Source organism: Pseudomonas sp. H3_A02, from assembly GCF_054671965.1.
In genome coordinates this window covers 2,549,396-2,571,426 of sequence record NZ_CP162807.1, presented here as the reverse complement: position 1 = coordinate 2,571,426, position 22,031 = coordinate 2,549,396, and the positions used below count along the sequence as shown (strand labels likewise).

At 61.8% G+C, this 22,031-nt stretch carries 16 protein-coding genes; 6 read left to right on the top strand and 10 right to left on the bottom strand.

Annotation, left to right across the window (positions count from 1 at the left end; all coding sequences use genetic code 11):
- Position 1: 1 nt before the first annotated feature.
- On the bottom strand, positions 2-3,898 hold the full coding sequence (purL, locus tag AB4N80_RS11305) for a phosphoribosylformylglycinamidine synthase (RefSeq protein WP_122567157.1): 3,897 nt from the start codon (positions 3,896-3,898) through the stop codon (positions 2-4).
- 288 nt (positions 3,899-4,186) lie between these two features.
- Between purL and mltF the strand changes: the two genes are divergently transcribed.
- Positions 4,187-5,647 (top strand): membrane-bound lytic murein transglycosylase MltF, encoded by a 1,461-nt coding sequence (mltF, locus tag AB4N80_RS11300; RefSeq protein WP_305468317.1) that lies wholly within the window; start codon positions 4,187-4,189, stop codon positions 5,645-5,647.
- A gap of 164 nt (positions 5,648-5,811) precedes the next feature.
- Here mltF and pdxJ read toward each other — a convergent pair whose 3' ends face one another.
- The 8 genes from pdxJ to lptF form a co-directional block, all read right to left on the bottom strand.
- Complete coding sequence (pdxJ, locus tag AB4N80_RS11295) at positions 5,812-6,555, bottom strand: pyridoxine 5'-phosphate synthase (RefSeq protein ID WP_122567159.1); 744 nt, start codon at positions 6,553-6,555, stop codon at positions 5,812-5,814.
- Between the two features lie 49 nt (positions 6,556-6,604).
- A complete protein-coding gene (gene recO / locus AB4N80_RS11290; protein ID WP_122567160.1) occupies positions 6,605-7,294 on the bottom strand; it encodes a DNA repair protein RecO in 690 nt (229 codons plus the stop codon).
- Between the two features lie 167 nt (positions 7,295-7,461).
- The gene (era, locus tag AB4N80_RS11285; RefSeq protein WP_072345611.1) at positions 7,462-8,364 is read right to left on the bottom strand and encodes a GTPase Era; all 903 of its coding nucleotides are present in this window, start codon (positions 8,362-8,364) and stop codon (positions 7,462-7,464) included.
- The gene (rnc, locus tag AB4N80_RS11280) at positions 8,357-9,046 is read right to left on the bottom strand and encodes a ribonuclease III (RefSeq protein WP_122567161.1); all 690 of its coding nucleotides are present in this window, start codon (positions 9,044-9,046) and stop codon (positions 8,357-8,359) included. The genes era and rnc overlap by 8 nt, the downstream gene beginning before the upstream one ends.
- Positions 9,047-9,229: 183 nt before the next feature.
- Entirely contained in the window at positions 9,230-10,084 is an 855-nt protein-coding gene (gene lepB / locus AB4N80_RS11275) for a signal peptidase I (RefSeq protein WP_122567162.1), read from the bottom strand.
- A 5-nt stretch (positions 10,085-10,089) separates the two neighbouring features.
- Entirely contained in the window at positions 10,090-11,889 is a 1,800-nt protein-coding gene (lepA, locus tag AB4N80_RS11270; protein WP_122567163.1) for a translation elongation factor 4, read from the bottom strand.
- Between the two features lie 249 nt (positions 11,890-12,138).
- Positions 12,139-13,200 (bottom strand): LPS export ABC transporter permease LptG, encoded by a 1,062-nt coding sequence (lptG, locus tag AB4N80_RS11265; protein ID WP_460082013.1) that lies wholly within the window; start codon positions 13,198-13,200, stop codon positions 12,139-12,141.
- Positions 13,193-14,314: an LPS export ABC transporter permease LptF gene (gene lptF / locus AB4N80_RS11260; protein ID WP_122567165.1), complete on the bottom strand. Its 1,122-nt coding sequence runs from the start codon at positions 14,312-14,314 to the stop codon at positions 13,193-13,195. Before lptF ends, lptG begins: the two co-directional genes overlap by 8 nt.
- Before the next feature lie 312 nt (positions 14,315-14,626).
- Here lptF and AB4N80_RS11255 point away from each other — a divergent pair, with 312 nt between their 5' ends.
- The 5 genes from AB4N80_RS11255 (at position 14,627) to rlmF (ending at position 21,341) form a co-directional block, all read left to right on the top strand.
- A complete protein-coding gene (locus AB4N80_RS11255; protein WP_305482220.1) occupies positions 14,627-16,117 on the top strand; it encodes a leucyl aminopeptidase in 1,491 nt (496 codons plus the stop codon).
- A gap of 60 nt (positions 16,118-16,177) precedes the next feature.
- Positions 16,178-16,606 carry a DNA polymerase III subunit chi gene (locus tag AB4N80_RS11250; RefSeq protein ID WP_354336299.1) on the top strand — a complete coding sequence of 143 codons (429 nt, stop codon included), beginning with the start codon at positions 16,178-16,180 and terminating at the stop codon, positions 16,604-16,606.
- Positions 16,607-16,614: 8 nt separating this feature from the next.
- Entirely contained in the window at positions 16,615-16,980 is a 366-nt protein-coding gene (locus AB4N80_RS11245; protein ID WP_122567168.1) for a DNA polymerase III subunit chi, read from the top strand.
- A 236-nt stretch (positions 16,981-17,216) separates the two neighbouring features.
- The gene (locus tag AB4N80_RS11240) at positions 17,217-20,063 is read left to right on the top strand and encodes a valine--tRNA ligase (protein WP_460082008.1); all 2,847 of its coding nucleotides are present in this window, start codon (positions 17,217-17,219) and stop codon (positions 20,061-20,063) included.
- Positions 20,064-20,318: 255 nt separating this feature from the next.
- Positions 20,319-21,341 (top strand): 23S rRNA (adenine(1618)-N(6))-methyltransferase RlmF, encoded by a 1,023-nt coding sequence (gene rlmF / locus AB4N80_RS11235; RefSeq protein ID WP_122567170.1) that lies wholly within the window; start codon positions 20,319-20,321, stop codon positions 21,339-21,341.
- A 188-nt stretch (positions 21,342-21,529) separates the two neighbouring features.
- Here the strand turns inward: rlmF and AB4N80_RS11230 are convergent, their stop codons facing one another.
- On the bottom strand, positions 21,530-21,811 hold the full coding sequence (locus AB4N80_RS11230) for an HU family DNA-binding protein (protein WP_122567171.1): 282 nt from the start codon (positions 21,809-21,811) through the stop codon (positions 21,530-21,532).
- Positions 21,812-22,031: the final 220 nt, after the last annotated feature.

The window sequence follows — 22,031 nt, the reverse complement described above, 5'->3', positions numbered from 1 at the left end:
CTTAGTTCACCCAGACGCGGGCGTTGCGGAACATGCGCATCCATGGCGCGTCTTCGTTCCAGTCGTCCGAACGCCACGAGTTCTGCACCGCGCGGAACACACGTTCCGGGTGCGGCATCATGATCGTGACGCGGCCGTCGCGGCTGGTCAGGCCGGTGATCCCGCGTGGCGAGCCGTTCGGGTTGGCCGGGTAGGTTTCGGTGACCTTGCCGTGGTTGTCGACGAAACGCAGCGACACACAACCGGACAGGTCGGCTTCGAGCAAGGCTTCTTCACTTTCGAATTCCGCGTGGCCTTCACCGTGGGCGATGGCGATCGGCATGCGCGAACCGGCCATGCCCTGCAGGAAGATCGAGTTCGACTCCTGCACCTGGACCATCGCCACGCGGGCTTCGAACTGCTCGGAACGGTTACGCACGAAGTGCGGCCAGAACTCGCTACCCGGAATCAGCTCGTGCAGGTTGGACATCATCTGGCAACCGTTGCACACGCCGAGGGTGAAGCTGTCGTTACGCTCGAAGAACCCTTGGAACGCATCGCGGGCGCGGCTGTTGAACAGCGCCGACTTGGCCCAGCCTTCACCGGCACCCAGCACGTCGCCGTAGGAGAAACCGCCGCAGGCAACCATGCCCTTGAAGTCGTTCAGGTCGACACGACCGGCGAGGATGTCGCTCATGTGCACGTCGATCGCGTTGAAACCGGCGCGGTCGAACGCCGCCGCCATTTCCACCTGACCGTTGACGCCCTGCTCGCGCAGGACCGCCACTTGTGGGCGAATGCCTTTCTTGATGTAGGGCGCGGCCACGTTTTCGTTGACGTCGTAGCTGAGCTTGGCGCTCAGGCCCGGGTTGTCTTCTTCCAGCAGCGCGTCGAATTCCTGCTCGGCGCACTCGGCGTTGTCGCGCAGGCGCTGGATCTGGTAGCTGGTTTCCGCCCACTGGCGCTGCAACAGGCGGCGCTGGCCTTCGAAGACGGTGTCACCATTGAAGGTGATGTTGATGTGGGCGTTGTTGATCGGCTGGCCGATCACCGAGACGCAATCGGCCAGGCCGGCGGCGCTGAACTGGGCGAGGATGTCCGGGGTGGCGTCCTGGCGAACCTGGATCACTGCACCCAGTTCTTCGTTGAACAGGATGGCCGGGATCTCGGCTTTGGACTCGGCGACGCTGTCGAGGGTCAGGCTCAGGCCGCAGTGGCCGGCAAAGGCCATTTCCACCACGGTGGTCAGCAAACCGCCGTCGGAACGGTCGTGGTAAGCCAGCAGGTGACCGTCGGCATTGAGGCCCTGGATCACGGCGAAGAACGCTTTCAGGTCTTCAGCATCATCGACGTCCGGTGCTTGCGAGCCGAGCTTGCCATGCACCTGGGCCAGGATCGAGGCGCCCATGCGGTTCTGGCCACGGCCCAGGTCGATCAGGATCAGATCGGTAGTGCCCTTGTCCATGCGCAGTTGCGGGGTCAGGGTCTGGCGGATGTCGGTGACCGGGGCGAAACCGGTCACGATCAGCGACAGCGGCGAGGTCACGCTCTTGTCCACGCCTTCGTCGTTCCAGCGCGTGGCCATGGACATGGAGTCCTTGCCCACCGGAATGGTGATGCCCAGCTCAGGGCACAGCTCCATGCCGACAGCCTTGACGGTGTCGTACAGGCGGGCATCTTCACCCGGGTGGCCGGCGGCGGACATCCAGTTGGCCGACAGCTTGATGTCGGAGATCTTGCCGATGCGCGAGGCTGCGATATTGGTCAGGGTCTCGCCGATCGCCATGCGGCCCGACGCCGGAGCGTCCAGCAGTGCCAGCGGCGTGCGCTCGCCCATCGCCATGGCTTCGCCGGTGTAGACGTCGAAGCTGGTGGCGGTCACGGCCACGTCGGCCACCGGCACCTGCCATGGGCCGACCATCTGGTCACGGGCCACAAGGCCGGTGATGGTGCGGTCGCCAATGGTGATCAGGAAACTTTTGCTCGCCACGGCCGGGTGGTGCAGTACGCGTTCGATAGAATCAGCGACGTCGAGCGTCGACGGGTCGAAATCATCGCCCAGCTCGGCTTCGCGAACCGCCGAACGGTGCATGCGCGGGGCCTTGCCCAGCAGCACTTCCAGCGGCATGTCCACCGGGCTGTTGCCGAAGTGGCTGTCGGTCACGGTCAGTTGCGGCTCGGCGGTGGCTTCACCGACCACGGCGAACGGGCAGCGTTCACGTTCGCAAATGGCCTGGAAGCGCTCGAAGTCAGCCGGGCCGACCGCCAGGACGTAACGCTCCTGGGATTCGTTGCTCCAGATTTCGTGCGGGGCCATGCCCGGCTCGTCGTTCGGAATGTTGCGCAGTTCGAAGCGACCACCACGGCCACCGTCGTTGACCAGTTCCGGGAAGGCGTTGGACAGGCCACCCGCGCCGACGTCGTGGATGAAGCTGATAGGGTTGTGTTCACCCAACTGCCAGCAACGGTCGATGACTTCCTGGCAACGGCGTTCCATTTCCGGGTTTTCCCGCTGGACCGAGGCGAAATCCAGATCCGCCGAGCTGGTGCCGGTGGCCATGGAAGAAGCGGCGCCGCCACCCAGGCCGATCAACATGGCCGGGCCGCCGAGGACGATCAGCTTGGAGCCGACCAGGATCTCGCCTTTCTGCACGTGTTCGGCGCGGATGTTGCCCATGCCGCCCGCGAGCATGATCGGCTTGTGGTAACCACGAACTTCTTCACCACGGGGGGTGGTGATGGACTGTTCGAAGGTACGGAAGTAGCCGGTCAGGGCCGGACGACCGAATTCGTTGTTGAACGCCGCACCGCCCAGGGGACCTTCGATCATGATGTCGAGGGCGTTGACGATGCGCTCAGGCTTGCCGTAGGGCTTTTCCCACGGCTGTTCGAAGCCCGGGATCTGCAGGTTCGACACGGTAAAGCCAGTCAGGCCGGCCTTGGGCTTGGCACCACGCCCGGTGGCGCCTTCGTCGCGGATCTCGCCACCGGAACCGGTGGACGCGCCCGGGAACGGCGCAATGGCGGTCGGGTGGTTGTGGGTCTCGACCTTCATCAGGATGTGCACCGGCTCCTGGACCGCACCGTACTGGCGGGTCTCAGGGTTCGGGTAGAAACGCCCGGCAACGTTGCCGACGATCACCGCGGCGTTGTCCTTGTAGGCCGACAGCACACCTTCGTTGTGCATCTGATAGGTGTTCTTGATCATGCCGAACAGGCTTTTTTCCTGGCTCTGGCCGTCAATGTCCCAACTGGCGTTGAAGATCTTGTGCCGGCAGTGCTCGGAGTTGGCCTGGGCGAACATCATCAGTTCGATGTCGTGGGGGTTGCGCTTCAAGCCCTGGAAGGCGTTGACCAGGTAATCGATCTCGTCTTCGGCCAGGGCCAGGCCCAATTCGGCGTTGGCTTTTTCCAGCGCGGCACGACCGCCGCCCAGTACGTCGATGGCAGTCAACGGCTTGGGTTCGGCGTGGCTGAACAGACCGGCGGCCTGCTCCAGATTGCCCAGCACGACTTGGGTCATGCGGTCATGCAGGCCTTCGGCGATCAACTGGGCCTCGGCCTCGCTGAACTCACCGGCCACATAAAAGGCAATGCCGCGCTCCAGGCGCTGGATTTTCGCCAGGCCGCAGTTGCGGGCGATGTCACTGGCCTTGCTCGACCATGGCGAAATGGTGCCGAAACGCGGTAATACCAGGAACAGGCGACCGGCCGGCTCCTGGACAGGAACACTGGGGCCGTACTTCAGAAGGCGCGCGAGCACCTGCTGTTCGTCGCCGGTCAAACCGCCGGTGACTTCGGCGAAGTGAGCGAATTCAGCATACAAGCCGCTGACAGCCGGAACCTTCTGGCTCAGTTGCTCAAGGAGTTTGCTGTGGCGAAAGGCAGAAAGGGCAGGAGCGCCGCGCAGGATCAACATCTTCGGGACAGCCTCGGGAAGGGGGTGTGCTTTGAGGCCGTGCATTCTAGCCTAAACCGCCGGCAACGGCACCCGAAACGGCACGCACGGTGCTGGCCGAATGTCGGTCTTTGCGCATTCAGCGATACTGGACACCCGTGCCAAGGTTCGCGCAGAGATATTTTTCAGCGACGCAAAGCCCGCCGCACGCCGGCCGGCCGGTGTTGCGGACATGTTTTGCAACCGCTAGCAGACTGGCCTTTTGCTGTCGAGATATGGCGGTAGGGGCCGTTTGCGTATACTGCGCAGATGTTTTCCCCAACGGCTTTGCGTCCGCGATATGCCAAATGGCTGATCGCAACCGGACTCTTCCTGGTGCTCAGTGGTTGTGTTGAGAAACCCAACACACTGGAGCGCGTAAAGGAGGATGGCGTGCTGCGGGTGGTTACCCGAAACAGCCCCGCCACCTACTTCCAGGATCGCAATGGTGAGACCGGCTTCGAATACGAGCTGGTGAAGCGCTTCGCCGACGATTTGGGTGTGGAGCTCAAGATCGAGACCGCCGACAACCTCGATGACCTGTTCAGCCAGATCGGCAAGCCCAACGGTCCGGTATTGGCGGCCGCAGGCCTGGTCAGCAGCGAACCGCGCAAGAAGCAGGTGCGCTTTTCCCGCTCCTACCTGGAAGTCACCCCGCAGATCATCTACCGCAACGGCCAGTCACGCCCCACCGACGCGGCCGCCCTGGCGGGCAAGAAGATCATGGTGCTCAAGGGCAGCACCCACGCCGAACAACTGGCGCAGTTGAAGCAGCAATACCCTGGCATCGAATACGAAGAGTCCGACGCGGTTGAAGTGGTCGACCTGCTGCGCATGGTCGACGAGGGCCAGATCGACCTGACCCTGGTGGATTCCAACGAAGTGGCGATGAACCAGGTGTACTTCCCCAACGTGCGCGTGGCCTTTGACCTGGGCGATGCCCGCAGCCAGAGCTGGGCGGTGGCCCCCGGCGAGGACAACAGCCTGCTCAACGAGATCAACAGCTACCTGGAGAAGGTGCAGAAAAACGGCACCCTGCAGCGGTTAAAAGACCGTTATTACGGGCACGTTGACGTCCTCGGCTACATGGGCGCCACCACGTTCGCCCAACACTTGCAGCAACGCCTGCCCAAATACGAACAACATTTCAAGGCCTACGCCAAGAAAGAGAAAGTTGACTGGCGCCTGCTGGCGGCGATCGGCTACCAGGAATCGCTGTGGCAACCGACGGTCACGTCCAAGACCGGCGTGCGTGGCCTGATGATGCTGACCCAGAACACCGCCCAGGCCATGGGCGTGTCCAACCGCCTGGATCCGAAGCAAAGCATCATGGGCGGCGCCAAGTACCTGGCCTACATGAAGGAGCAGTTGGACGAGAGCATCGAGGAGCCCGACCGCACCTGGTTCGCCCTCGCCGCCTATAACGTCGGCAGCGGCCACTTGGACGACGCCCGCAAACTGGCGGCCAAGGAAGGGCTCAACCCGAACAAGTGGCTGGATGTGAAGAAAATCCTGCCGCGCCTGTCCCAGAAACAGTGGTACAGCAAGACCCGCTACGGCTACGCCCGGGGCGGCGAGCCGGTGCATTTCGTGGCGAACATCCGTCGCTACTACGACATCCTGACCTGGGTGACGCAGCCGCAACTCGAAGGCGACCAAGTGGCCGAGGGCAACCTGCATGTGCCGGGTGTCGACAAGAGCAAGCCGAGCCAGGAAACCCCGCAGCTCTGATGGCCATGCCCCCCTTAATCTGGGGGTGACCTGTGGGAACAAACACTCCTTAATGTGGTGCCTGTGGGAGCAAAGCTTCCTCGCGATAGCGGACTGACAGTCAAACCGTTATCGCGAGCAAGCTTTGCTCCCACAGGCTGCTCCTACAGGATGAGGTGATGGACTCAGGACTTGGCGGCAGTCAGGATCAGCGCTTTCATTTCCGCCACCGCCGACTTGAACCCGACGAACAACGCATGGGCCACCAGCGCGTGGCCGATGTTCAGCTCGTTGATGCCCTTGATGGCCGCGATGGCTTGGACGTTGTGATAGTGCAGGCCGTGGCCGGCATTGACGATCAAGCCCTGGGCCAGGCCAAAGGCGACGCTATCGGCGACCCGCTGCAACTCATCGGCCACGTCCGTAGGGGTTTGAGCATCGGCGTAACGACCGGTGTGCAGTTCGATGGCCGGGGCACCGACCCGCTTGGACGCTTCGATCTGCCGTTCGTCGGCATCGATGAACAGCGACACTTCAGCGCCGATCTTCGACAAGCGTTCCACCGCCAGGCTGATCCGCGACTCCTGCCCTGCCACGTCGAGGCCGCCTTCGGTGGTCAGTTCCTGGCGCGTTTCCGGCACCAGGCAGATGTGCGCCGGGCGGATGAGCTCGGCGAACGCCATCATTTCTTCGGTCACGCCCATTTCGAAGTTCATGCGGGTTTGCAGCACGTCCTTGAGCAGCAGCACGTCGCGCTCCTGGATGTGGCGACGGTCTTCACGCAGGTGCACGGTGATGCCGTCGGCCCCCGCTTCTTCCGCGTCCAGTGCGGCCTTGACTGGATCCGGGTAACGCGTACCGCGGGCCTGGCGCAGGGTGGCGACATGGTCGATGTTCACGCCGAGAAGAATGCGATTGCTGGTGCTCACGAAAAGGCTCCTGAAGGGACGAATAGTCGGCCCACAGCATACGGGTTGATCAGGGCTTGCGAAACAGCTCGCGACTGACCAGGGGCCGACCGCCCAGATGTACGGCCAGGGCCTGGCGCATCAGGCGCTTGGCTGCCGACAAGGCGCCCGGAGCGCTCCAGTCGGCCTCGGCCATGGCCAGCAGCTCGGCGCCGTTGAACAACCCCGGTTGCAGCAGGTAGACCCGCTCCAGGCCGGCATCCACTTGCAAGCGGTAGAGGCCGTCGGCGGCGATGGGTTCACCGTGCAGGTCGGTGTTCAGGGCGAAGCCATAGCCCAGGTCATCCAGCAGCCGCCATTCGAACGAACGCAGCAGCGGCTCCAGGGGACGGCCTTCGGCCAGGGCCAGCAGCGTGGCGGCGTAGTGGTCGAAGACGGCCGGATGAGGGTCTTCGGCGGGCAGCAGGCGGATCAGCAGTTCATTGAGGTACAAGCCGCTGAACAACGCCTCGCCGTTGAGCCAGGCGGCAACGCCGTTGCTTTCCATGCGCCCGACGTTCTTCAACTCGCCCCGGCCGCGGAACTCGACTTCCAGCGGCACGAACGGTCGCGCCAGTGTCCCCGCCTTGCCCCGCGCGCCCCGCAACACCGCCCGCAACCGCCCTTGGGGCGTGAGGAAGTCCACCAGGGCGCTGCTTTCGCGGTAGGCGCGGCTGTGGAGGACGTAGGCGGGTTGGGCGATGGGTTGGGTGGGGGACATGGAAACGAAGTCTCACGGGCCGAGCACAATTTATAAACAACATAAAACCAATGTGGGAGCGGGCTTGCTCGCGAAGGCGGTGTATCAGTCAACATAATCGTTAACTGACACATCGCCTTCGCGAGCAAGCCCGCTCCCACAAGGTCGGTGGTGTGCCGCTGGACGAGTTACAGGTCGCCGTAACCCAACGAACGCAACGCCCGCTCATCATCGGACCAGCCGCCCTTCACCTTGACCCACAGGTTGAGCATGATCTTGGAATCGAACAGCAACTCCATGTCCTTGCGCGCCTCGGTGCCGATGCGCTTGATGCGCTCACCCTTGTCGCCAATGATGATTTTCTTCTGGCCGTCACGTTCGACGAGGATCAGCGCATGAATATGCAGGGTCTTGCCCTGTTGCTTGAACTCTTCGATCTCGACGGTGATCTGGTACGGCAGCTCGGCGCCCATCTGGCGCATGATTTTCTCGCGCACCAGCTCGGCGGCAAGGAAACGGCTGCTGCGGTCGGTGATCTGGTCTTCAGGGAAGAAATGATCGTTTTCCGGCAGATGTTCGGCAATCACCCGCTCCAGCGCGTCGAGGTTATGGCCGTGCTGGGCAGAGATCGGGATGATCTGGGCATTGGGCAACTGTTCCTGCAACCAGGACAGGTGCGGCATCAGCTCGGCCTTGTCTTCAATGCGATCGGTCTTGTTCAGCGCCACGATCAAGGGGCCGGTCACGTACTGGACGCGTTCGAGGACCATCTGGTCTTCTTCGGTCCATTTGGTGCGGTCGACCACGAAGATCACCACGTCGACGTCTTTCAACGCCGCCGAGGCAGTCTTGTTCATGTAGCGGTTCAGGGCCTTTTCGCCGCCCTTGTGCATGCCCGGGGTGTCGACGTAGATCGCCTGCACGGCGCCTTCGGTCTTGATGCCGAGCATGTTGTGACGGGTGGTCTGGGGCTTGCGCGAGGTGATCGCCAGCTTCTGGCCCAAGATGTGGTTCAGCAGCGTGGACTTGCCCACGTTCGGCCGACCGACAATGGCGACATAGCCGCAGCGGGTGACGGTTGTATCAGTCATTGCCATTCTCCACGCCCAGGGCAATCAGTGCTGCGGCGGCCGCTACCTGTTCGGCAATACGACGACTCACACCTTGGCCCCGGCTTTTTTCATTCAATAGGACGACTTCGCATTCGACGAAGAAGGTACGGCAATGCGGCTCACCCTGGATATCCACGACTTCGTAGCGCGGCAGATCGCAACTGCGCGATTGCAGGAATTCCTGCAAACGGGTCTTCGGGTCCTTGTTGGTGTCCACCAACGTCAGGCTGTCGATCTCGGAAGTCAGCCAGGCCAGCACGCGTTCGCGCGCCATTTCCATGCCTGAATCCAGATAGATCGCGCCAATCAACGCTTCCAGGGCATCGGCCAGGATCGACTCACGACGGAAACCGCCGCTTTTCAGTTCTCCGGAGCCCAGTCGCAGGTATTCGCCCAGGTCGAAACCACGGGCCAGTACGGCCAGGGTCTCACCTTTTACCAATCGCGCGCGCAAACGCGACAACTGGCCTTCGCGGGCCAGCGGGAAGCGCTCGAACAGCGCCTCACCGGCCACGAAGTTAAGGATGGCATCACCGAGGAATTCCAGGCGTTCGTTGTTGCGCCCGGCAAAACTGCGGTGAGTGAGGGCCAGGAGCATCAGGTCCGGGTCCTTGAAGGTGTAGCCGAGCTGACGCTCGAGACGGCTTAGAGAAACGCTCACGGTTTACCCACGCTGAGTTCGTGGCTGGATTCCACCGCCATGGTGGCAAGGCACCATTGGCTTGGGACAATTAACGCTGTGTTCAAAAATGACGTCCTGACTATCGTTGGCTTCATGCCCCCGGGCAACCTTGTAAGGCTCCAGAAAAGCATTCGGCGCTGTGTTCAACAGCGCCGTGTGTGATTACTTGATCAGGCCAACCCGCGAGAAATTCGGCAGGTGACTGAGTTTGGGTTCCGGCCAGCTCATCCAGACTGCAAAGGCCTTGCCGACGATGTTCCGGTCCGGGACCATGCCCAGCATGTCCTTGGGAATGTTCGGATCATCCCAGTAACGGCTGTCGTTGGAGTTGTCGCGGTTGTCGCCCATCATGAAATAGTGCCCCGCCGGCACGGTCCAGGAACGGTCCGGCGTGGCGCGGTAGCGGCTCATTTCCTTGCGGATCAGGTGTTCGGCCTCGCCGAGTTTTTCCCGGTAGAGTTCGGCACTGCCCAGCGTACCCGGCTCGGAGCCGAGCAACTGCTCAGCGACTGATTCGCCATTGACGAACAGACGCTTGTCGGCGGTGTAGCGGATCGTGTCGCCCGGCAGGCCGACCACGCGCTTGATGTAGTTGACGTTCGGATCGCTCGGGAAGCGGAACACCATGACATCGCCGCGTTGCGGGTCACCCACCTCGATGACTTTCTTGTCGATCACCGGCAGGCGGATCCCGTAGGAGAACTTGTTCACCAGGATGAAATCGCCCACGTCCAGGGTCGGCTTCATCGAACCGGACGGGATCTGGAACGGTTCCACCAGGAACGAACGCAGCACCAGCACGATGAACAGCACCGGGAAGAACGACTTGCCGTATTCGACCAGCAGCGGTTCCTTGTTGAGCTTTTCGATCACCACACCATCAGGCTGGCTGACGCTGCCCTGATAAGAGGCGATGGCCGCCCGGCGCCGAGGCGCCAGGAACAACAGATCAAGCAACGCCAACAGACCGCAGACAAACACGGCGATAACCAGCAACAGCGGGAAATTTAGCGACATAGGACCTAACTATCCAACCTGAGCACCGCAAGGAAGGCTTCCTGTGGAATTTCCACGTTACCGACCTGCTTCATGCGTTTTTTACCGGCCTTCTGCTTTTCCAACAGCTTGCGCTTACGGCTGACGTCGCCGCCGTAGCATTTGGCCAATACGTTCTTTCTGAGCGCCTTGACGGTTGTACGCGCCACAATCTGCCCGCCAATGGCGGCCTGGATTGCCACATCGAACATCTGCCGCGGAATCAGTTCCTTCATCTTCTCGGTCAATGCACGACCTTTGTAGTGCGCGTTGTCACGGTGCACGATCAATGCCAGGGCATCGACTTTCTCACCGTTGATCAGCACATCCAGCTTCACCAGATTAGCCGATTGGTAACGATCGAAATGATAGTCCAGCGAAGCATAGCCGCGACTGGTGGATTTGAGACGGTCGAAGAAGTCCAGCACCACTTCGTTCATCGGCAGGTCGTAGGTCACCTGGACCTGCGTGCCGAGGAACAGCATGTCGTGCTGCACGCCGCGCTTCTCGATGCACAGGGTAATGACGTTACCCAGGTGCTCTTGAGGCACAAGGATGTTGGCCCGCACGATCGGCTCGCGCATGTCTTCGATGGCCGACAGGTCCGGTAGCTTGGACGGGTTGTCGACGTAGATGGTTTCGCCGTTCTTGAGCAGCAGCTCGAAAATAACCGTCGGCGCCGTGGTGATCAGGTCCAGGTCATACTCGCGCTCCAGGCGCTCCTGGATGATCTCCATGTGCAACATGCCCAGGAACCCGCAACGAAAGCCGAAGCCCAGGGCGTCGGAGCTTTCCGGGGTGTATTGCAGGGATGAGTCGTTCAGGGTCAGCTTTTGCAGGGCTTCGCGGAAATCCTCGAAGTCGTCGGAGCTGACTGGGAACAGACCGGCATAGACCTGCGGCTGAATGCGTTTGAAACCAGGCAGCACATCGACGTCGGGGGTGGAGCTCAAGGTCAGGGTGTCACCGACCGGCGCCCCGTGGATGTCCTTGATGCCGGCGATGATGAAGCCCACTTCACCGGCCTTCAGGTCGACGGTGGCGGTGTGTTTCGGGTTGAAGACACCGACACTGTCCACCAGGTGGATCTTGCCGGTGGACTTGACCAGGATCTTGTCGCCCTTCTTCACGCGGCCGTGGCGCACGCGAACCAGGGAGACCACGCCCAGGTAGTTGTCGAACCAGGAGTCGATGATCAACGCTTGCAGCGGATCTTCGATGTTGCCGGTTGGCGCGGGAATGGTATGCACCAGGCGTTCGAGCACTTCATCCACGCCCAGGCCGGTCTTGGCGCTGCAGGTGACCGCGTCGGTGGCGTCGATGCCGATGATTTTCTCGATTTCTTCCTTCACGCGGTCCGGATCGGCCTGGGGCAGGTCGATCTTGTTCAGCACCGGCATGACTTCCAGGCCCTGCTCGATGGCCGTGTAGCAGTTGGCAACCGACTGGGCCTCGACGCCCTGGCCGGCATCGACCACCAGCAACGCACCTTCACAGGCCGCCAGCGACCGGCTGACTTCATAGGTGAAGTCGACGTGGCCCGGGGTATCGATGAAGTTCAGCTGATAGGTAACGCCGTCGCGGGCCTTGTAGTAGAGGGTAACGCTGTGGGCCTTGATGGTGATCCCGCGCTCACGCTCGAGGTCCATGGAGTCCAGGACCTGGGCTTCCATTTCACGCTCGGCCAGGCCGCCGCACATCTGGATGAAGCGATCAGCCAGCGTCGACTTGCCATGGTCAATGTGGGCGATGATGGAGAAATTGCGGATATGACTCAAATCACTCACGGATCAACACTCAAAAAGGCTGCAGGCATGGCCCGCCGAAAAATAGCCGGGAATTGTACCTGATACACCGCGCAAGCGTCACGTTCGCCTGTCGATGGGCACTTGTGGCGAGGGGATTTATCCCCGCTGGACTGCGATTGTAGGAGCTGTCGAGCGAAGCGAGGCTGCGATCTTTCCACTGCCAATTGAATCGGGAGCGAAAGATCAAGATCAAAAGATCGCAGGCTTCGCCAGCTCCTACAGGGTCGATCAACCCGCCCGGCGCAACAGCCAGAGCCCGGCCAACGCGCAGATACCGGCCGGCACCAGCACCGCGAACAGCGGTGAGAAACCGAACACCAGGCTCGACGGCCCCAGCAGATCCTGGGCGATACGGAAGGTGAAGCCCACCAGCACGCCGGTAAACACCCGCTGGCCGAGGGTTACCGAACGCAGCGGGCCGAAAATGAAGGAAATCGCCATCAACACCAGGGCGGCGGTGACCAGCGGTTGCAACACCTTGACCCAAAAAGCCAGCCAGTAGCGGCCATTGTTCAGGCCCTGGTCCGCCAGGTAGTGGATATAGCCCCACAAACCGGTAATCGACAGCGACTCCGGCGCCATCACCACGGTGCTGAGCAGCTGCGGGCTGATCGACACATCCCAACGCTCTTGCGGGGCGGCGACCACTTCGGTGCGCTTGTCATGGAACAGGGTGGTGGTGACATCACTCAACTGCCAGTGATCCTCGTCGAATTTGGCACGCTTGGCGAAGCTCGACGACAGCATGTGCCGCTGCTCGTCGAAACGATAGCGGGTCACGCCATAGAGAATGCCATTGGGCTGGACCGAGTTGATGTGGATGAACTCGTCGCCCTGGCGATGCCACAGGCCGTGCTTGGCGCTTTGCGCATCACCGCCGCCCTGGGCCAGAGAACGGTTGGCCTGGGCGGTGTTTTCGGTGGCCGGGGCAATGTATTCGCCGATCAACACACCCACCAGCATCAACACCAGCATCGGCTTCATCACCGCCCAGACGATCCGACCAATGGACACGCCGGCGGCGCGCATGATGGTCAGCTCGCTGTTGCTGGCCAGGCTACCCAGGCCGATCAAGCAGCCGATCAGCGCCGCCATCGGCAGCATGTCGTACAGGCGCCGAGGCGCGGTCAGCAGCACGTAGCTCGCCACGTCCGCCAGCGTGTAGGTGTCGCTGACGTCGCTCATTTCATCGATGAAGGCAAACAGGGTCGCCAGGCCAAGGATGATCCCCAACACCGCGAGGATCGCCATGAACACGCTGCTGCCGATGTAGCGGTCGAGTTTAACCACGGGCCACCTCCAACGCGCCGCGACGGCTGGCCAGCTTCAGGCGCAGTGGCTCCCAATAGAGCAGCCCCAGGCCGATGGCCAGGAAGATGCCATGCACCCACCACAAGCCCAGTGTTGGCGGAATCTTGCCCTTCTCCAAGGCGCCGCGAGCGGAAATCAGGATGGTCAGGTAAGCCATATACAGGAGAATCGCCGGCAGCAGCTTGAGGAAGCGGCCCTGGCGCGGGTTGACCCGCGACAGCGGCACCGCCATGAGGGTCACGATGAACACCAGCAGCGGCAACGACAGGCGCCATTGCAGCTCGGTGCGGGCACGAATGTCTTTGTTGCCCAGCAGGCTGGCGGTAGACATGGCGTCGCGGTCGGTAACTTCCTCGCTGACTTCGGGCTTGGGCAGCAGCACGCCATAGGTGTCGTACTTGATGGCCCGGTAATCGGCCTGCCCCGGCTTGCCGTCGTAGCGATAGCCGTTTTCCAGGATCAGGTAGCGGTTGCCTTCGGGGCTGATTTCCTGCCGCCCCTTCTCGGCCACCAGCACGGAAATGCCACGGTCCTTCTTGGTGTCCGAAGACAAGTTCTTTTGCGTAATGAAGACGCCACCCAGGTCGATCCGGTCATCCGAGAGCTGTTCGGTGTAGGTCACCCGCGTGCCGTCGCGCAGGGCCTGGAAACGCCCTGGCACCAGGGTGTCGAATTCGGTCATGGCGTCCTGCTGGTTGATCAGCAGTTGGAACTGGTTGGCGCCCTGGGGCGACAGGCTCAGGCTCAGCCAGGCCACCACCAGCGCCACCAGTGTGGCCGGGAACAGGGTCATGCGAAACAGGCGTTGCTGGCTCATGCCGGTGGCCGACAGCACGGTCATTTCGCTGTCCAGGTACAAGCGCCCATAAGCCAGCAAAATGCCGAGGAACAACCCCAGCGGCAAGATCAACTGCAAGAAGCCCGGCAGGCGGAACCCCATGATCAGGAACAGGGAGCCCGGATCCAGGGCGCCGGAGGCCGCCTGGGCAAGGTATTTGATGAAGCGTCCGCTCATGATGATGACCAGCAGCACAGCGCTCACTGCGCTCAGGGTCAACAGGACTTCGCGGGATAGATAACGAAAGACGATCAAACCAGACACTCCAGGATTGTCAGGCTAAGGCGGCCAAACAAGAAACGTATCGAGCCAGCTCACGCAGCGAGCCGCCAAAAAAAGAGCCGCATTATCCTGTGATTGGAGGCGCCTGTCACTTCGCACGCTTTAAACCGGTGCTTAAAGCCAAAAGTTAGCGCCGTCGAGGGTTGTCAGGCTCGGTCACCGGGGTTCAAACTGCGGCCTTTGTCGCCGGCACGTACCGGCGTTCTCTATATAGAAGACAGCTGTTCAGCGCGCCACTGTTTCTTCGGCGCCTGGCCTCTTGACCATTCACTCAGGGATCCGGACATGGAACTGGTTGTAAAAAGCGTCAGCCCAGAAACGTTGAAAACCGCCACGCTGGTGGTTGCCGTCGGTGAAAACCGCAAGCTCGGCGTCGTCGCCACCCAGCTCGACAGCCTGAGCGGCGGTGCCATCAGCGCCGTGCTCAAGCGCGGCGACCTGGCCGGCAAGGTCGGCCAGAGCCTGTTGCTGCACAGCTTGCCCAACCTCAAGGCCGATCGCGTGCTGCTGGTAGGCGTAGGCAAGGACGCCGAACTGGGTGACCGTCCGTTCCGTAAAATCATTGCCGGCGTGCTGGGTACTCTCAAGAGCCTGGGCGGCACTGATGCCGTCCTGGCGTTGGACGAGTTGGTGGTCAAGGGCCGCGACAGCTACGGCAAGAACCGCCTGCTGGCCGAAACCCTGGTGGACGGCGAATACCAGTTCGACCAGTTCAAGAGCCAGAAAGCCGAACCCCGCGCCCTGAAAAAAGTCACCCTGCTGACCATCAAGGCCGCCCAGGCTGAAGTCCAACGCGCCGTGACCCACGCCACCGCAATCGCCAATGGCATGGCTTTCACTCGCGACCTGGGCAACCTGCCACCGAACATCTGCCACCCGACTTTCCTCGGCGAACAGGCCAAGGCGTTAGGCAAAGAATTCAAGGGCCTGAAGGTCGAAGTCTTCGACGAGAAGAAGATCAAGGACCTGGGCATGGGCTCGTTCTACTCCGTCGGCCAGGGCAGCGCCCAGCCGCCACGCCTGATCGTCATGCAGTACAACGGCGGCAAGAAGTCCGAGAAGCCCTACGCACTGGTCGGCAAGGGCATTACCTTCGACACTGGCGGCATCAGCCTCAAGCCAGGCGCCGGCATGGATGAAATGAAGTACGACATGGGCGGCGCCGCGAGCGTGTTCGGCACCCTGCGCGCAGTGCTCGAACTGCAACTGCCGATCAACCTGGTGTGCATCCTGGCCTGCGCCGAGAACATGCCCAGCGGCACGGCCTCGCGTCCGGGCGACATCGTCACCACCATGAGCGGCCAGACCGTGGAAATCCTCAACACCGACGCCGAAGGCCGCCTGGTGCTGTGTGACGCCCTCACCTACTCCGAGCGCTTCAAGCCGCAAGCGGTGATCGACATCGCGACCCTGACCGGCGCCTGCGTCGTCGCCCTCGGTGCCCACACCTCGGGCCTTTTGGGCAACAACGACGAACTGATCGACCAGCTGCTCAGCGCCGGTCAGCAAGCCGACGACCGCGCCTGGCAGTTGCCACTGTTCGACGAGTACCAGGAACAACTGGACAGCCCGTTCGCCGACATCGCCAACATCGGCGGCCCGAAAGCCGGGACCATCACCGCGGCGTGCTTCCTGTCGCGCTTCACCAAGAACCTGAACTGGGCGCACCTGGACATCGCCGGCACGGCCTGGACCAGCGGCGGCAAGGACAAGGGCGCCACCGGTCGTCCGGTCCCCCTGCTGACCCAGTACCTGCTGGACCGCGCCAAGGCCTGATACCAATGACCGTCGTTGGCGTCGCCCTCGGGTGGCGTCATCGACGGCTCAGGAACCGCAATGACCAAAGTCGATTTCTATATCCTGCCCAGCGCCGATCCGTCGGCGCGGCTGGATTTCGCCTGCAAGCTCACCGATAAGGCCTGGCGCATGGGGCACCGCATCTACCTGCATTGCAGCGATGCCGCCCAGCGCGATGACCTGGACGCACGCCTGTGGGCGTTCAAGGGCGAGAGCTTCGTGCCCCACGGCCCGGCCGAAAGCGAACCCGAGGGGCTGATCGTGCTGGGGCTGGGGGATGACTGCGGTCAGCACCAGGACCTGCTGGTCAACCTCGACCTGAAAGTACCTGCCTTTGCCCAGCGCTTCGCCCGCGTGGCGGAAGTGGTGGTGGAAGACCCGGCCATCCGACAAGCCGCGCGGGAGAGTTTCCGTTTCTACCGCGAACAGGGCTATCCTCTGCAAGACCACCGTTTACAGCGACTCTGAGCCCTACGATGGACACTCCAAAATCGCCACAAAAGCCCACGCACCTGCTGGATGACCTCGAGTCGATCCGCCAACTGCTCGGCGACGACAACCTGCAACCGCCGCTGCTGACCGACACGGTCGTGCACGAGCCGGTGCATGACGAGCAGATTCCCCTGCTGTTCGATCCGATCAACGGCCAGCCGGAACCCGAACCTGCCGCCAAGGCCGAAGCCAAAGGCCCCGACGCCCTGCTGCACCTGGACAGTGAATTGCGTGCTGCGGCGCAGTTGATCCTGCAAGACGTCATCGACGACTTCGCCCCACACATCGAAACCGAGATCAAGCGCCGGCTGGATGCGCGGATGGAGCGGTTGTTGAGCCAGTACGAATAACACTGGACGCCTGACTGAATGCACTTCCTGTGGGAGCGAGCTTGCTCGCGATGGGGCCGGCACATCCAATATCGGTGCAGGCTGAACCACCGCTATCGCGAGCAAGCTCGCTCCCACAGGTTCACAGTACCCACACATATGCCCGACTAGCCGCTCGCAGCTTGTGGCTTGCACCAGCCCCGCCCGCTATACTTCCCGGCTTTTCCTGAATAAATGCCAATAGGGTCCCGCCGCGCATGGATAAGACCTACCAGCCGCACGCCATTGAAACTTCCTGGTACAACACCTGGGAGTCCGAGAATTATTTCGCTCCGCAAGGCGCGGGCGATTCCTACACCATCATGATCCCGCCGCCGAACGTCACCGGCAGCCTGCACATGGGCCACGGTTTCAACAACGCGATCATGGACGCCTTGATCCGTTTCCGTCGCATGCAAGGTCGCAACACCTTGTGGCAGCCGGGCACCGACCACGCCGGTATCGCCACGCAGATGCTGGTGGAACGCCGCCTCGAAGCCCAAGGCCAGAATCGCCATGACCTGGGTCGCGAGAAATTCCTCGAGAAAGTCTGGGAATGGAAAGACGAATCCGGTGGCAACATCAGCCGCCAGATCCGTCGCCTCGGCTCGTCCGTGGACTGGAGCCGCGAGCGCTTCACCATGGATGACGGGCTTTCGGAAGCGGTGAAGGAAGCCTTCGTGCGCCTGCATGAAGACGGCCTGATCTATCGCGGCAAGCGCCTGGTCAACTGGGACACCAAGTTGCACACGGCCATTTCCGACCTCGAAGTGGAGAACCACGACGAGAAAGGTTTTCTGTGGAACTTGAAGTACCCCCTGGCCGACGGTGCCAAGACCGCCGAAGGCAAGGATTACCTGATCGTTGCCACCACGCGTCCGGAAACCATGCTGGGTGACTCCGCCGTCGCGGTGAACCCGAACGATGAGCGCTACCAGGCGCTGATCGGCAAGTTCGTCGAACTGCCTCTGGTTGGCCGGCGCATCCCGATCATCGGCGATGACTACTGCGACCCGGAATTCGGCACCGGCTGTGTGAAAATCACCCCGGCCCACGATTTCAACGACTACGAAGTTGGCAAGCGCCACAACCTGCCGCTGCTGAACATCTTCGACAAGAACGCCAATGTCTTGCCGGCCGCCCAGGCGTTCAACCTCGATGGCACGCTGAACGAAAGCGTCGACGGCCAGATCCCGGCCGAATACGCCGGCCTGGACCGCTTCGAAGCGCGCAAGCAGATCGTCGCGGCGTTCGAAGCCGCCGGCCTGCTGGTCAGCGTCGACGATCACGCCCTGAAAGTCCCGAAAGGCGACCGCTCCGGCACCATCATCGAGCCGTGGCTGACCGACCAGTGGTACGTGTCCACCAAACCGCTGGCCGAGCCGGCGATTGCCGCCGTGGAAGACGGCCGCATCCAGTTCGTGCCCAAGCAATACGAGAACATGTATTTCTCGTGGATGCGCGACATCCAGGATTGGTGCATCAGCCGTCAGCTGTGGTGGGGTCATCGCATTCCGGCCTGGTACGACGAGTCGGGCAAGGTCTATGTCGGCCGCGATGAAGCCGAAGTCCGCGCCAAGCACAACCTCGATCCGGACGTGGCCCTGGCTCAGGACAACGACGTCCTCGACACCTGGTTCAGCTCGGGCCTGTGGACCTTCTCGACCCTGGGCTGGCCGCAGCAGACCGAGTTCCTGAAGAAATTCCACTCCACCGACGTGCTGGTCACCGGCTTCGACATCATTTTCTTCTGGGTCGCCCGGATGATCATGATGACCATGCACTTGATGAAAAACGAAGACGGTACGCCGCAAGTACCATTCAAGACGGTCTACGTCCACGGTCTGGTGCGCGACGGCCAGGGCCAGAAGATGTCCAAGTCCAAGGGCAACGTCCTCGACCCGCTGGACATCATCGACGGCATCGACCTGGAAACCCTGGTACAGAAACGCACCTCCGGCCTGATGCAGCCGAAACTGGCGAAGAAGATCGAGAAGGCCACCCGCGAAGAATTCGCCGAGGGCATCGCCAGCTACGGCACCGATGCCCTGCGTTTCACCTTCTGCTCGCTGGCGTCTACCGGTCGCGACATCAAGTTCGACATGGGCCGCGTCGAAGGCTACCGCAACTTCTGCAACAAGATCTGGAACGCCGCGCGCTACGTGCTGGATAAAGGCGAAGACTGCGGCCAGAACGGCGAGGCCTATGAGCTGACCCTGGCCGATCGCTGGATCATTTCCCAGTTGCAGCGCACCGAAGCCGAAGTGACCCGCCAGCTCGATCAGTTCCGTTTCGACCTGGCGGCACAAGCCTTGTACGAGTTCATCTGGAACCAGTACTGCGACTGGTACCTGGAACTGTCCAAGCCTGTGCTGTGGGACGAAAACGCACCGGTCGAGCGCCAGCGCGGCACCCGTCGCACTCTGGTACGCGTGCTGGAAGTGGCCCTGCGCCTGGCGCATCCGTTCATGCCGTTCATCACCGAGGAAATCTGGCAGCGCATCGCACCGCTGGCGGGCATCCAAGGCAAGACGATCATGCTGCAACCGTGGCCGGTGGCCAACGAGACCCGCATCGATCCGGCGGCCGAGGACGACATCGAATGGCTCAAGACCTTCATGCTGGGCCTGCGCAACATCCGCGCCGAAATGAACATCGGCCCGGGCAAGCCGCTGACCCTGTTCCTGAAGAATGCCAGCGCCGAAGACCTGCGCCGCCTCAACGAAAACGAAGCGCTGCTCAAGAAGCTGGCGAAGCTCGAATCGGTGACGGTGCTGGCCGCCGGCGAAGAAGCCCCCCTGTCGGCCACCGCCCTGGTCGGCGAGATGGAAGTGCTGGTGCCGATGGCCGGCCTGATCGACAAGGCCGCCGAACTGGCGCGCCTGGACAAGGAAATCCTGCGTCTGAAGGGTGAAGTGCAGCGGGTCGGCGGCAAGCTGTCCAACGCCGGCTTCGTCGACAAGGCGCCGGCCGAAGTCATCGAGAAGGAACGGGCCAAACTGGCCGAGGCCGAACAGGCCCTGGGTAAGCTGGCCGAGCAGCATGGGCGGATCTCCAGCCTGTAACGGCGGTTCGCAATGGAAAGGGAGGTCCTGATGGACCTCCTTTTTTATGCCTGACACTTTTTTCCAAACAATGAAGGTCCCTTGTGGGAGCGGGCTTGCTCGCGAAAGCGGTGTTTCAGATAGCTTATTCGTTAACTGACACACCGCTTTCGCGAGCAAGCCCGCTCCCACATTTAAACCGCGCAGTCATCAAGACCGGGCTGGATGTGGGACAATACCCGCCACTTTTTGAACCCTCCCCGAATCGACCCGCCCATGACTGCCCCTCGCTCCCCAAAACCTGCCCGCCAGAAGCCCAAGCCCGCCGAGGCCAAACCCGTGGCGCCGCGGGAGAAGGCCAGCCTGCACCCGCGTAACCGTCACCAGGGCCGCTATGACTTCCCCGCGTTGATCAAGTCCACGCCTGAATTGGCCAAGTTCGTGATCATCAACCCCTACGGCAAGGAAAGCATCGACTTTGCCAGCCCCGAAGCCGTGCGGGTGTTCAATCGGGCGCTGCTCAAATCCTTTTACGGCATCGCCCACTGGGATATCCCGGCCGATTATCTGTGCCCGCCGGTGCCAGGTCGTGCGGACTATGTGCACTTCCTCGCCGATTTGCTCGCCCGCCACAACGACGGTGAAATCCCCCGCGGGGCGGCCGTCAAGGTGCTGGACATCGGCACGGGTGCCAACTGCGTCTATCCGCTGATCGGCTACAGCGACTACCGCTGGCACTTCCTCGGCTCCGAGATCGACCCGACCGCCATCGCCTCGGCCAAGGCCATCGTCCAAGCCAATGGCCTGAACAAAGCCATTCAGTTGCGCCAGCAAGCCAACCGCAAACAGATCCTGTTGGGTCTGCTGGAAGACGGCGAACGGTTCGACCTGACGATGTGCAATCCACCGTTCCACGCCTCCCTGGAGGAAGCCACCAAGGGCAGCCAGCGCAAGTGGCGGGCGCTGGGCAAGGCCGACCCGAAGCGCAAGCTGCCGGTGCTGAATTTTGGCGGTCAGGCCGCAGAGTTGTGGTGCGAGGGTGGGGAAGCCCGGTTCGTGACGCAACTGATCGGCGAAAGCGCGCAGGTGGCCGGGCAAGTGCTGTGGTTCAGCACCCTGGTGTCGAAGGCATCGAATCTGCCGGCGATTCAGGCCGCACTGAAAAAGGCCGGGGCGCTGCACAGCCAGGTGGTAGAGATGTCCCAGGGCCAGAAGCAGAGTCGATTCGTGGCCTGGACCTTTCAGTCCGAGGCACAGCAGCAGGCGTGGCGCCAGTCGCGTTGGGTTCGCAAGGGCTGAGTGGGAGCACGGCCAGTGGGAGCAAGGCTTGCCCGCGATGAAAGCGACTCGGTTTCAGAAAGATCGCATCGCCTGTGTCGCGGGCAAGCCTTGCTCCCACAAAATCCCCTCGCCACAGGGCCACTTTTTCCAAGGCAATAAAAAACCGTGCCCGGATCGCTCCGAGGCACGGTTTTTTTACAGCGGTCTTACTTGTTGACCGCGTCGGTCAGGCCTTTGGCCACAACCAGCTTGATCACTTTCTTGGCAGCGATTTCGATGGCAGCGCCAGTCGAAGGGTTACGGCCGGTACGGGCAGGACGCTCGGTGACTTTCAGCTTGCCAACACCTGGCAGAGTGATTTCGCCGCCATTTTCCAGCTGATCAGCCACGATTTGGCCCAGTTGGTCCAGCAGCGCACGCACGGTAGCTTTTGGTGCGTCTACAGCTTCAGCCAAATCGCCGATCAGTTGGTCTTTAGTAAGAGCCATGTAGTGTTCCTTCCCTATCAAATTCATATGGATTGCAGAGTGCAGTGTCAGCCATCGAGCCCGATCCCTGTGGATCAGACACCCTCGGCAATCACCACGACGGATCGGGGTAATAGATGCCGAAAACCGGGTTTGGTTCGACCTGACAGATGCTGAATGCACGCTTAACGCAGTGACTTCGCGTAAGACCGGGCAAAACTAGCACAACGCCTCTGAAATA

Bases quoted from the DNA above. Each gene is read 5' to 3' on its own strand.
- AB4N80_RS11250 (WP_354336299.1), top strand. From the start codon at position 16,178: ATGACCAAAGTCGATTTCTATATCCTGCCCAGCGCCGATCCGTCGGCG.
- mltF (WP_305468317.1), top strand. From the start codon at position 4,187: ATGTTTTCCCCAACGGCTTTGCGTCCGCGATATGCCAAATGGCTGATC.
- purL (WP_122567157.1), bottom strand. From the start codon at position 3,898: ATGTTGATCCTGCGCGGCGCTCCTGCCCTTTCTGCCTTTCGCCACAGC.
- lepB (WP_122567162.1), bottom strand. From the start codon at position 10,084: ATGTCGCTAAATTTCCCGCTGTTGCTGGTTATCGCCGTGTTTGTCTGC.
- AB4N80_RS11240 (WP_460082008.1), top strand. From the start codon at position 17,217: ATGGATAAGACCTACCAGCCGCACGCCATTGAAACTTCCTGGTACAAC.
- era (WP_072345611.1), bottom strand. From the start codon at position 8,364: ATGACTGATACAACCGTCACCCGCTGCGGCTATGTCGCCATTGTCGGT.
- rlmF (WP_122567170.1), top strand. From the start codon at position 20,319: ATGACTGCCCCTCGCTCCCCAAAACCTGCCCGCCAGAAGCCCAAGCCC.
- AB4N80_RS11255 (WP_305482220.1), top strand. From the start codon at position 14,627: ATGGAACTGGTTGTAAAAAGCGTCAGCCCAGAAACGTTGAAAACCGCC.
- recO (WP_122567160.1), bottom strand. From the start codon at position 7,294: ATGTCCCCCACCCAACCCATCGCCCAACCCGCCTACGTCCTCCACAGC.
- AB4N80_RS11230 (WP_122567171.1), bottom strand. From the start codon at position 21,811: ATGGCTCTTACTAAAGACCAACTGATCGGCGATTTGGCTGAAGCTGTA.
- AB4N80_RS11245 (WP_122567168.1), top strand. From the start codon at position 16,615: ATGGACACTCCAAAATCGCCACAAAAGCCCACGCACCTGCTGGATGAC.